The sequence below is a fragment of the Mitsuaria sp. TWR114 genome (assembly GCF_007997345.1).
On sequence record NZ_VOSR01000606.1, the window covers coordinates 1 to 11,652 of the forward strand.

Annotated in this window: 9 protein-coding genes and 1 pseudogene; 2 read left to right on the forward strand and 8 right to left on the reverse strand. The window is 69.6% G+C overall.

Features of this window, described 5'->3' with window-relative positions; all coding sequences use genetic code 11:
* The 8 genes and pseudogenes from FUT87_RS20525 to FUT87_RS20545 form a co-directional block, all read right to left on the reverse strand.
* Positions 1-556 (reverse strand): annotated as a pseudogene (locus FUT87_RS20525) (hypothetical protein); the annotation flags it as partial.
* A gap of 45 nt (positions 557-601) precedes the next feature.
* Complete coding sequence (locus FUT87_RS29110; RefSeq protein WP_186830657.1) at positions 602-748, reverse strand: hypothetical protein; 147 nt, start codon at positions 746-748, stop codon at positions 602-604.
* A gap of 193 nt (positions 749-941) precedes the next feature.
* Positions 942-1,610 carry a GAF domain-containing protein gene (locus FUT87_RS30980; RefSeq protein ID WP_255511947.1) on the reverse strand — a complete coding sequence of 223 codons (669 nt, stop codon included), beginning with the start codon at positions 1,608-1,610 and terminating at the stop codon, positions 942-944.
* Positions 1,611-1,627: 17 nt separating this feature from the next.
* Positions 1,628-2,896 carry an HDOD domain-containing protein gene (locus tag FUT87_RS30985; RefSeq protein ID WP_255511948.1) on the reverse strand — a complete coding sequence of 423 codons (1,269 nt, stop codon included), beginning with the start codon at positions 2,894-2,896 and terminating at the stop codon, positions 1,628-1,630.
* Positions 2,896-3,339, reverse strand: a complete 444-nt coding sequence (locus FUT87_RS30990; protein WP_255511949.1) for a serine/threonine-protein kinase — start codon at positions 3,337-3,339, stop codon at positions 2,896-2,898. Before FUT87_RS30990 ends, FUT87_RS30985 begins: the two co-directional genes overlap by 1 nt.
* Positions 3,336-5,195: an HDOD domain-containing protein gene (locus FUT87_RS20535; protein WP_147242217.1), complete on the reverse strand. Its 1,860-nt coding sequence runs from the start codon at positions 5,193-5,195 to the stop codon at positions 3,336-3,338. Before FUT87_RS20535 ends, FUT87_RS30990 begins: the two co-directional genes overlap by 4 nt.
* A gap of 106 nt (positions 5,196-5,301) precedes the next feature.
* Positions 5,302-9,354: an ATP-dependent RNA helicase HrpA gene (gene hrpA, locus FUT87_RS20540; protein WP_186830658.1), complete on the reverse strand. Its 4,053-nt coding sequence runs from the start codon at positions 9,352-9,354 to the stop codon at positions 5,302-5,304.
* A 40-nt stretch (positions 9,355-9,394) separates the two neighbouring features.
* The gene (locus tag FUT87_RS20545) at positions 9,395-9,805 is read right to left on the reverse strand and encodes a VOC family protein (RefSeq protein ID WP_147242218.1); all 411 of its coding nucleotides are present in this window, start codon (positions 9,803-9,805) and stop codon (positions 9,395-9,397) included.
* Between the two features lie 111 nt (positions 9,806-9,916).
* Here FUT87_RS20545 and argA point away from each other — a divergent pair, with 111 nt between their 5' ends.
* The gene (gene argA, locus FUT87_RS20550; RefSeq protein WP_147242219.1) at positions 9,917-11,257 is read left to right on the forward strand and encodes an amino-acid N-acetyltransferase; all 1,341 of its coding nucleotides are present in this window, start codon (positions 9,917-9,919) and stop codon (positions 11,255-11,257) included.
* Between the two features lie 69 nt (positions 11,258-11,326).
* Positions 11,327-11,599: an oxidative damage protection protein gene (locus FUT87_RS20555; RefSeq protein WP_091723184.1), complete on the forward strand. Its 273-nt coding sequence runs from the start codon at positions 11,327-11,329 to the stop codon at positions 11,597-11,599.
* Positions 11,600-11,652 lie beyond the last annotated feature (53 nt).

An 11,652-nucleotide genomic window follows, 5' to 3' on the forward strand; every position in this document is an offset into this window, starting at 1 on the left:
CCGTCGCCCTGGCTGAAGAAGTTCCCGGTGACGGCCGAAGCGCCTGGTGCGATCGTTCGTCCGGTTGTCGACACCGTGCCGGTGCGGTGACCGGCGGCCGCGGTGACCGACACGTCGACCACGCGCCCGCGTCGTTGAAGCTCAGCGCGGCCGAGCCCGTCGCGACACCGAGCGCCGGCGCCGAGGGGTTGCTGATGACCGTGGGCCGCGTGAACGTGCCGGCATCGCACCGGAGCGTGCCGCCGGCAGGGAAATGGGTCGCGGCGAGGTGGACGACGTAGTGATAGGCGGCGTTGCGCGCGCCCCCCAGGGTCGAGGTGCTGCCGGCGGCCAGCGCCGTGCCCTTGGCCCACCGGCCCTGCGCGAAGGTCTCGTCGCCGGCGATGTCCGCCACCGACAGGTCCGGGCCCGTCAGCGTGTGGGCGTTCATCGCCACGACGCCGCCCGTCGGTTGCTGCTCGAGGGTCTCCAGCGCCCCGGTGGATTGCAGGCTGGTGCCGAGCAGCAGGTAGCGCGCGGTCGTGCCACGAGGCGAGAGGTGGAACAGCTCATCCACCGCGGGCTTGGCCGGCGTGGCCGGCGTGTCCTTGGTGTCGCCATTTCACCACAGCCGGCCGGTGCCCGCGCCCGCGCCGTCCGCGCTCCGGGTCGTGTCGACGGAGCTGCTGTCGCCCCCACCGCCGCCACAGGCCGCCAGCGCGACCACCAGCGGCAGCAGGACCAGCGTCTTCTTCAATTCGTGCTTCATTGGATTTCCCTTCATGGATGACTGTCGTCGCCATGGCTGATGCATGGCGGCGCGTCAGTGACAAGCCATGAGGGCCCGGCAGCGCGGTTCGGCCGGAAATATCAAGGTTTCGCGGGCCGCGCCCCTGCCCGGAAGGGCGATCCGTGAAGCCGCTCACGAACGGCGGCGGCGCCCCCCCGCGAAGCGGCCGGGCTCAGTTCGCCTGCTTGAAGGCCATCACGGCCTGGTTGCGCAGCGTGCGCAGCAGCGAGAGCTGCTTCTCGTCGAGCACCACGCTGCCCGGCTCGGGCTTGTCCGCGTAGATCATCGCGAAGGGCGCGCCGCGCAGCGCCATCGGCAGGATCAGGAAGCTGTGCGCCTTCGCGCCGCTCAGGAACCACGCCGGCAGCCGCTCGGCGATCTTGGGTTGCGAGGCATCCGCGATCAGGGTGTCCACGCCCTTGGTGCAGATGGCCGTGAACAGGTCGGCCGGCATGCCGGGCATGACCCGCAGCGGCACGCGGAAGCTCGGCACCACCGCCTCGACGCCCTCGCCCAGGCCGAAGCGGCCGGTCAGCGTCTCGGTCTTGGGATCGCGCAGGCAGAAGATCACCCGCCGGAAACCCAGCCCGCGGTACATCGTCTCCAGGATCATCCGCAGGATCTCGTTGAGCTTGAAGCTCTCCACCATCGCGTTGGTGATGTCCTGGATGCCGGCGGCCAGCGTCGCCGCCGCCTGCTCCGCCGAGATGACGCCGCCCGCCGGCGCCCCCTCGACCATCGTCGCCTGCAGCTGGTGCGGCGACAGCGAATCCTCCGCCGACGGCGTCAGCGGCGCCAGCAGCCGCTGCGCGGGCGAGTTCTTCGCCAGTTTGATGTCCATCGCCTGCGCCAGCTGCGTCAGCCGCTGCCGCGCTTGGTCGGCCGCGGCCTCGAAGGCCTTGGCCTCGCGCCCAGCGCGCGTGCGTAGCGCTGCGCCATCGCGCGCACCTTGGCATGGGCCTCGGCCGGATCGCTGTTCAGGATCACGTCGGCCACGTCGTTGCTGGCGCGGCCCAGCCAGCGCATGCGGTCCGTCGAATGCTCGACCAGCCGCGCCGGCGCGTCGCCGTCGGGCCGCTGCATGCTGCGCTGCAGGCTGTCGGGGAAGCCCCACTGCCGCGCCACGCCCAGCCCGAGGCTCTCGTAGCTCAGTCCCAGCACCTGCGCCGAGGCCGCCGCCTCGCTCATCGGCGGCGCGGCCTGCTCGCCCATGCCGCGTTCGGGCCGCACGACGCGGCGCACCTGCTGCGCTTCCTCGGGCAGGTAGAACTCGGCCAGCAGACGACCCAGCCCTTGGAACATCGTGGCGAGGAAGGACTCCTCGTTCTCGCGCGGCACCAGGCACAGCTCGCGCGCGAGCGAGCCCGCCATCAGCGCGCGCAGGAACTCCTCCTTCAGGCGCTGCGCGTGATGCTTGTTCTCCATGCGCTCCAGCAGCACCAGCGACAGCGCCAGGTTGCGGATGCCGCCGAAGCCCACCAGCGCCACCGCGCGCGACACCGTGCTGATGTGCCCGCCGCCGGCGTGGCTGAACTGCACCGTGTTGACCAGCCGCAGCAGCTTGTTGGTCAGCGCGACGTCCTTGAGGATCTCGTTGGAGAGCGTGGTGAGGCTCTCGTTCTCCGACTGCGTCATGCGCTGGATGCGCGCCACCGAATCGGCCATCGCCGGGAAGTCGCTGCGATGGCGCATGCGGCGCAGCAGGAACTCCAGCGTCGCGTTGCCGCCCTCGCCCGCGTCGGGGGCCTCGCCGGCGGGATGCAGCCAGGCGGCCAGCGCGTCGTGGAAGGCCTTGGCATCGGACCAGCGCTGCGCCGACTCGCGCGCCAGACCGCGCAGCAGCACGGCGCGCAGCGCGTCGTCGCTGTCCGGGCCCAGGTCCGCGGGCGGGTCCAGGGTCTGCTCCATCGCGCGGCGCACCGCGCGCCACGGATCGGGGTCGTAGTTCAGGCGCTGGCCGGACAGCATCTCGCTGAGCATCACGGCCGCCGCGAACACGTCCATCACCGGCGAGGGCGCATCGCCGCGCGCCGCCTCCGGCGAGATGTAGCCCGGCGTGCCGACGATGCGGTTGGGCCTGGCCGCGCTGCCGCCGGCGGCCACCCGCCCGGCGATGCCGAAGTCCATCACCTTGGGCGGCCGGTCGAGTCGATCAGGATGTTGGACGGTTTCAGGTCGCGGTGCACGACGCCGGCCTGATGGGCCGCGTGCAGCCCGTCCAGGATGCCCAGCATCAGCGTCACCGCCTCGCGCGCGGGCAGGCGGCCGCGCTGGCGCAGGCGCTCGGTCAGCGTGCCGCCGGGCACGTACTCGAAGACCATGTAGGTCTGGCCCGCCTCGATGTCGGCCTCGAAGACCGGCACGATGTTGGGATGCGTCAAGCGGCTGACCGCGCGCGCCTCATGCAGCCAGGCATCGACGCTGGCGCGGTCCACCGCCTGCGTCAGCACCTTCAGCGCCACCTCGCGGTCCAGCCGCGGATCATGAGCCAGCCACACCGTCGCCTGGGCGCCCTGCCCCAGGCTGCGCAGCGGCTTGAAGCGCCCGACGGCGGGCGGCATGGCGGTCATGGGCGGTCCTTGCCGGGCTCGGGCATGCGCGTCCCTGGCGAGCTCGCCGGGGCGCCCGATTCAGCGCGCTCCCGCAGCCGGGAGCGCGGCGCGGCGGTCGCGGCCGCGCCGATCGACGGATCGGTCATCGCGCCCAGGCCGCTGTCGCCGGCGTCGGCGATCGCGCCGCTGGCGCCGAGCGCGTCGTAGATCTCACGCAGGCCCAGACCGAGCGCGCGCGCATAACGCCGCGTCGCCAGCTCGATCGCCGCCTGCCGCTTGCGCTCCGGCGCGGCCAGCGCGTCCACCAGCTCGTTGGCCAGGCTGCAGGTCAGGCGCAGCAGCTCGATGTCGCCATCGGCATGGCGCACCGGCGCCTCCTGCGGCTGGCGGCGCATCATGTGCTGCAGTTCGTCGCCCAGGCCCCAGTAGCGGGCCACCGCCAGGCCCAGGCTTTCCAGGTCACAGCCCAGCACCGCGTAGGCGGCCGACTGCTCGTTCATGCCGCGCGGATTGGGGTTGTCCTCGGTCGCCTCGGGCGCGACCTGCAACTGGCGGATCTGCTGCGCGTCGTCCGGGAAGTGGTACTGCACCAGCAGCCGGCCCAGGTTCTGCATCAGCGAGATCAGATACACGACCTCGCCGTCGTAGCCCGCCGGCCGCAGCGCCTGCGCTACTTGGCCGGCGCGCTGCACGCGGCGCATCACGCTCTGCATGAACTGCGCCTGGCCGTCGTTCATCGGGCCGGGCCAGGGCTTGAGCGCGCGGGCCGCGTCCTCCAGCCCATTCAGGCCCAGCATCGCGATCGCGCGCTGCAGGTTCAGCACCGTGCCGCCGCTGGTCGGGCCCTGCTGCCGCAGCGCGTTGTTGACGCGCCGGATCAGCTCCAGCGACAGCGCCATGTCCTTGAGCGCCATCGCGGCGAGCTGGCTGCCGTGCTGCGATTCCATCGAGGACGAGGCCACCGTCGTCACCAGCCGCGTCGAGGTGCTGGGCAGATGGCCGAAGCGCTGCATCTTGTCCTTGAGCAGCGCGATCGGGCCGCCGTCGTCCTGCTCGGCCGACTGGCGCCAGCCGTCCAGCGCGCGCCAGAAGCTGCGCGCCAGGTGATAACGCTGGCGCGTCTGGCGGTCGCTGGCGCGGTTGACGATCGCGCGCAGCGGCTCGGGGATCGGATACGGGGTTTCCCAGCCCAGGCGCACCAGTTCGTGGCCCTGCGGCTGCATGCGCTGCAGCACCGCCTGCAGGTCGGGCTCGTCCAGCACCGGCTTGCCGGTCAGTAGGCGGTGCAGCAGCAGGCCGATGCTGACGACGTCCTCTTCAGCCGCCTCGCGCACCGCGCGCCGGGTGGCGGCGTTGAAGTCGGCGCTCGCGGGGACGATCTCCTGCGCCACTTCGAGGCCCAGCACGCGCACATGGTTCGAGCCGTCGACGACGAGGTGGGCGAGCTGGATGTCGCGGTGCGCATGGCCGGCCTCGTGGGCGAAGGCCAGACCCTCGAGCGCCTGCGCGGCCCAGCCGGCCGCGTCCAGCGGCAGCGGCGGACCGCCACGCGCCAGGCGCTCCTCGAGCGTCTCGCCGAGGGCGCGGTCGTAAGCGACATAGGGCCAGGGATCGACGCGGCCGGTCTCGATGACATGGGCCAGGTTGGGATGATGGATCCGCGAGGCCCCGTCCACCGTCTTCAGCCAGTGCAGCATCGCCGCCTCGCTGTTGGGCTTCTCGCGCGGCATCATCAGGTACATGTCCTGGCCCGACGCCGGGTCGAACACCACCCACAGCATCGAGCGCTGGCTCTTGTGCAGGAGCGCGCGCAGCTCGAAGCGGCCGAAGCGCCGCATCGGGGCGGCGGTGGATGTTGTGTTGTTGTCAGACACGAGCGATGAGCGACACCCGGTGGTGCGGGGGCCACGGACCTTTTGTAGCTTGGATTGGACCGAAAACCCGATGTCCTCGCCTGGAGAAGTAGGGGCGATTCTCCGCTCAGTTTTGTAACTGGGACCACACCTTTTCCAGGCGCTTGACGCTCACCGGCTGCGGCGTTCTCAGTTCCTGTGCGAAAAGGCTCACCCGCAGCTCCTCCAGCTGCCACCTGAAATCGTCGATCCGGGCATCCGGCGTGCCCTTGAGTTCCGCCACGCGGCGCGACCAGCGCTGCTCCAGCGGCCGCAGCTCCGACAGCAGCTTGGCGTCGCGCGCCGCGTCCGCGCGCAGCTTGTCCAGGCGCAGCGTGATCGCCTTGAGGTAGCGCGGGAAGTGCTGCAGCTGGCTCCAGGGCGTCTGCAGCACGAAGCGCTTGGGCATCAGGCGCTGCAGCTGGGACTGGATGTCATCGACGACTTCCTTGGAGGCCGAGCGGGTGTCCTTGAGCTTGCGCAGCGCGCCCTGGTACTCGATCAGGACGTTGAATGCCAGCCGCGCCACTTCCTGAGCGATCAGGTTCAGGCGCGCGCGGCCTTCCTCGACGCGGGCCTTGAAGCTGAATTCATCGGTGGGGAGCGGGTCGGCGAGGAAGGCGCGGTCCAGGGCGACAGCGACGATCTGGTCCCGCAGCTCCTCGGCGGTGCCCAGGCTCATGTAGGCGACCGCCATCTGCGTCAGGTCGGGGATGTTCTTCTCGAGGTACTTCAGCGGCTCCTTGAGCTGCAGCGCGATCAGGCGGCGCAGGCCGGCGCGGTGCTTCGCGGCGGCGAGCTCGGGTTCGTCGAAGACCTCGATCTCGACGTGCGCGCCCTTGTCGATCAGCGCCGGGAAGCCGATCAGGGTCTGGGCGCCCTTGCGGATCTCCATCAACTCGGGGAGCTCGCCGAAGGTCCAGGCGGTGAAGGTCTTCGTCGCTTCGGCGGCGGGCTTGGGGGGCGGCGCGATCGTCGCCTTGATGCCGCGGGAGGGTTGGGCGGCCGAGGAAGAGGCTGGTCCTTCGGCGGACGCTGCCCTCACCCCTGCCCTCTCCCGCGAGCGGGAGAGGGAGTTCAGACCCGCGCCAGCGCCAGCGCCTGCGGCCGTGCCTGCGCCGGCGTCGGTGCGGGCATCGGCGCTGGTGGCGGCGTCGGTCGACGGGGTCGAGGATTGCAGCTTCAGCGCGGCGAGGGCCTGGAAGGCGGAGCGGGCCTGGCCGCCGAGTTCCGCCTTGAGCGTGGCCAGGTTGCGGCCCTGGCCAAGCTGGCGGCCGTGCTCGTCGACGACGCGCAGGTTCATGAACAGGTGAGCGGGCACCTGCTCGAGCTTGAAGTCGTTGCGCTGGACCGCCAGCTGCGTGCGCTCCTTCACCGCCTTGAGCAGCACCTCGACCAGGTTGCCCTGGGCGAAGGGATGCAGCTCGACGAACTCGGCGACGAACTCGGGCAGCGGCGTCAGCCGGGCGCGCGGCTTCTGGTGCAGGCTCTTGAGCAGCGCGGTGACCTTGGCCTCGAGCATGCCGGGCACCAGCCAATCGGCGCGCTCGTCGCTGACCTGGTTCAAGGCGTAGATCGGCACGGTGACGGTCAGGCCGTCGCGCGCGTCGCCGGGCTGATGCAGGTAGGTCGCCGTGCAATCGACGCCGCCCAGCCGGATCGTCTTCGGGAACGCATTGCTGGTGACGCCGGCGGCCTCGTGCCGCATCAGTTCGTCGCGGCTCAGGTGCAGCAGCTTGGGATCGGCCTTGCTGGCCTCGCGGTACCACTTCTCCAGCGTCGCGCCCGAGTACACGTCGGCCGGCAGCTGCTGGTCGTAGAAGGCGTGGATCAGCTCGTCGTCGACCAGCACGTCCTGCCGGCGCGACTTGTGTTCCAACTCCTCGACCTTGGCGATCTGCTTCTGGTTATGCGCCAGGAAGGGCAGCCGCGTCTCCCAGTCGCCATTGACCAGCGCCTCGCGGATGAAGATCTCGCGCGCGGCGGCGGCGTCGATGCGGCCGAAGTTCACGCGCTTGTTGTTGTAGAGCACGATGCCGTAGAGCGTCGCGCGCTCCAGCGCCACGACCTCCGCGGCCTTCTTCTCCCAGTGCGGCTCCAGCAGCTGGGTCTTGATCAGGTGGCCGGCGATGCCCGGCAGCCATTGCGGCTCGATCGCCGCGATGCCGCGGCCGAACAGCCGCGTCGTGTCGACCAGCTCCGCCGCGACGATCCAGCGGCCCGGCTTCTTGCTCAGGTGCGCGCCGGGATGGCGCCAGAACTTGATGCCGCGCGCGCCCAGGTACCAGTCGTCGTCATCGGCCTTGACGCCGATGTTGCCCAGCAGGCCCGCGAGCATCGACAGATGGACCTGCTCGTAGGTCGCCGGCGCGCCGTTCAGGCGCCAGCCGTGCTCGGCCACGACGGTGTGCAGCTGCGAGTAGATGTCGCGCCACTCGCGCACGCGGCGCGGGCTGACGAAGTTGTCGCGCAGCAGTTGCTCCTGCTTGCGGACCGACAGCTTGTGCTCCCCTTCCCCTCCCCGCGCGTCGCCGAGCCACTTCCACAGCTTCAGATAGCCCATGAACTCCGACTTCTCGTCGTCGAACTTCTTGTGCTTCTCGTCGGCCTGCTGCTGTTGCTCGGCCGGGCGGTCGCGCACGTCCTGGCCGGACAACGCGCTGGCGATGATGAGGATTTCGCTGAGCGCGTCGCGCTTGCGCGCCTCCAGGATCATGCGGCCCACGCGCGGGTCCAGCGGGAGCTTGGACAGCTCGTTGCCCATGGGGGTGAGCTCGTTGCGCTCGTCGACGGCGCCCAGCTCGTTGAGCAGTTGGTAGCCGTCGGCGATGGCCTTGCGCGGCGGCGGCTCGATGAAGGGGAAGTCCTCGACCTGGCCCAGATGCAGCGCCTTCATCCGCAGGATCACGCCGGCCAGCGAGCTGCGCAGGATTTCCGGATCGGTGAAGCGCGGCCGGCCGAGGAAGTCCTTCTCCTCGTAGAGCCGCACGCAGATGCCGTTGCTGACGCGGCCGCAGCGGCCGGCGCGCTGGTTGGCGGCGGCCTGGCTGATGTTCTCGATCTGCAGCTGCTCGACCTTGTTGCGGTAGCTGTAGCGCTTGACGCGCGCCAGGCCGGGATCGATCACGTAGCGGATGCCGGGCACCGTCAACGAGGTCTCGGCGACGTTGGTCGCCAGCACGATGCGCGGCTGGCCGTGCGGCTGGAAGACGCGGTTCTGCTCCTGCTCGGACAGACGCGCGAACAGCGGCAGCACCTCCACGCCGGGCGGGTGATGCTTGCGCAGCGCTTCGGCGGCCTCGCGGATCTCGCGCTCGCCGGGCAGGAAGACCAGCACGTCACCGCGCCCTTCGCGCCAGAGTTCGTCGACCGCGTCGCAGATGGCGTCGTTGACGTCGTACTCGCGGGACTCCTCGAAGGGGCGGTAGCGCTGCTCGACCGGGAACAGCCGCCCGGAGACCATCAGCACCGGCGCGGGTCCCTTGGCCGACGCGAAGTGCTGCGCGAAGCGGTCCGCATCGATGGTCGCCGAGGTCACGATGACCTTCAGGTCGGGCCGGCGCGGCAGGATCTCGCGCAGGTAGCCGAGCAGGAAGTCGATGTTGAGGCTGCGTTCGTGGGCCTCGTCGATGATCAGCGTGTCGTAGGCCTGGAGCAGCGGATCGGTCTGGGTCTCGGCCAGCAGGATGCCGTCGGTCATCAGCTTGACCGAGGCGCCGGGCTGCAGCCGGTCCTGGAAGCGGACCTTGTAGCCGACCACGTCGCCCAGCGGCGACTTGAGCTCCTCGGCGATGCGCTTGGCGACGCTGGAGGCGGCGATGCGGCGCGGCTGCGTATGGCCGATCAGGCCGCCGCCGTTGCCGCGTCCGCGGCCCATGGCCAGCGCGATCTTGGGCAACTGCGTGGTCTTGCCCGAGCCGGTCTCGCCGCAGACGATCACGACCTGGTGCTCGGCGAGCGCCCGCATGATCTCCTCGCGGCGGCCGGAGACGGGCAGCGATTCGGGGAACTCGATCGGCGGGATCGGGTTGGCGGGAGCGGGAGGCCGAGGAGCGGCCTGCTGGCGCGGGCGGCGCGGCGGACGCGGGGCGCGATCCGTCTTCGGAGCCGCCGGGGCGGGGGCGTTGGTGTTCTGACTCACGGGGCGCGGATTATCTCGCGCCGCAAGTGGGAGCCGGTCGTCAGGCTGCTGGCATCTCGGCGTAGGTGATCACGTTGATCACCGCCCCCTGCGGATCCTGAAGGGTCGCCATCCGTCCCACGGTGGGCACCTCCATGATCTCCATCAGCACCTTGGCCCCCATCGCCTTGGCCTGCGCGACCGTCTCGTCGACGTTGTCGACGGTCACGTACACGCCCCAGGCCGGCGGCATGCCCTGCTGCGGACAGGCCATCAGCCCGCCGATCGCGTCGTCCCCGCCCTTGGCGGTCTTGATCAGGTAATACGGCGGCGCCTCCGCCGGCCCGCCGGGCATCGGCATCACGTCGATCTTCCAACCGAACAGCTTGCCGTAGAACTCCGAAGCCTTCTTCGGATCGGTGGTCAGCAGCTCCGACCAGCTGAAGGCGCCATGGGTCTTGAAGACTTCCATCGTCTCGCTCCGGGGGGTGTTGTGGAGGCGCCATGCTCCGCCGCCGGACGGTGTCCCGCAAGTGACCTTCCCGCCGCGTTGGGGGGACAGCCTGTTGCACAATCCGCGCCCATGAGCCTGGTCTTCCCCCATACCTTCGTGCCGTGGTTTCGCGCGGTGGCCCCTTATATCCATGCGTATCGCGGAGAAACCTTCGTCGTCGGGATGACCGGGGAAATGATCGCAGCCGGCAAGCTCAACAGCTTCGTCCAGGACCTGGCCATCATGCATGCGATGGGCATCAAGATCGTGCTGGTCCACGGATTCCGCCCGCAGGTCAACGAGCAGCTCGCGCTCAAGGGCCACCAGCCGCAATACAGCCACGGCATGCGCATCACCGATGGCATCGCGCTGGACAGCGCCCAGGAAGCCGCCGGCCAATTGCGCTTCGAAATCGAGGCGGCGTTTTCCCAAGGCCTGCCCAACACCCCGATGGCCAATTCCACGGTGCGCGTCGTATCGGGCAATTTCCTGACCGCGCGCCCCGTGGGCATCGTCGACGGCGTTGATTTCAAGCACTCCGGCATCGTGCGCCGCGTCGATGCCGCCGCGATCCAGCGCGCCATCGATATCGGCGCCATCGTGCTGATGTCGCCCTTCGGTTTCTCGCCCACCGGCGACGCCTTCAATCTGATGATGGAGGACGTCGCGACCGAAACCGCGATCGCGCTGCAGGCCGACAAGCTGCTGTTCATGACCGAGGTCGAGGGCGTGCGCGAAAACCCCGACGATCCGGAAAGCGCGATCGACACGGAACTCGCGCTGGCCGACGCCAAACGCCTGATCGCGAAACTGCCGCCGCCGACGCAGCCGACCGACGTCGGTTTCTACCTGAAGTACTGCGTGAAGGCTTGCGAATCGGGCGTCGAGCGCTCGCACATCCTGCCTTTCGTCGTCGATGGCGCGATCCTGCAGGAGGTCTATACCCACGACGGCATCGGCACGATGGTGGTCGACGAGAAACTCGAAAGCCTGCGGGAAGCGACCCACGACGATATCGGCAGCCTGATCGCGCTGATCGAACCGTTCGAGCGCGATGGCACGCTGGTCAAGCGCGAGCGCAGCGAAATCGAGCGCGACATCGAGTCCTATACCGTCATCGAGCACGACGGCGTGATATTCGGCTGCGCGGCGCTGCATCCCTACCAGGAAGCGCGCACCGCCGAAATGGCCGCGCTCACCGTCTCCAGCGCCGTGCAGGGCCAGGGCGATGGCGAGCGCATCCTCAAGCGCATCGAGCAGCGCGCCAAGGCGATGGGCCTGACCAGCATCTTCGTGCTGACCACGCGCACCATGCACTGGTTCATCAAGCGCGGATTCCAGCCGGTCGACCCGAACTGGCTGCCCGAGGAACGCAAGCGCAAATACAACTGGGACCGCCGCTCGCAGGTCCTGGTCAAGAAACTCAGCTGACCCGGCGCCGCCGGCGCAACCCGCCCGGCGACGTCCCTTCCCCCCACTTTCTGAACATCGAGGTTTGATATGGCCCGCACCGTGCAATGCGTTTATCTGAAGAAGGAAGCCGAAGGCATGGACTTTCCCGTCTATCCCGGCGAACTCGGCAAGCGCATTTATGAGAACGTCTCCAAGGAAGCCTGGGCGGCCTGGATGAAGCACCAGACCATGCTGGTCAACGAAAACCGCCTGAATCTGGCGGACCAACGCGCCCGCCAATACCTCGCGCGGCAGATGGAGCAGTTCTTCTTCGGCGGCGGCGCGGAACAACCCGCCGGATATGTGCCGCCGACGGCCTGATTTCCCCGCGGCGGTGCATCCCGGGATGCACCGCCGCGGGGAAATCAGGCCGT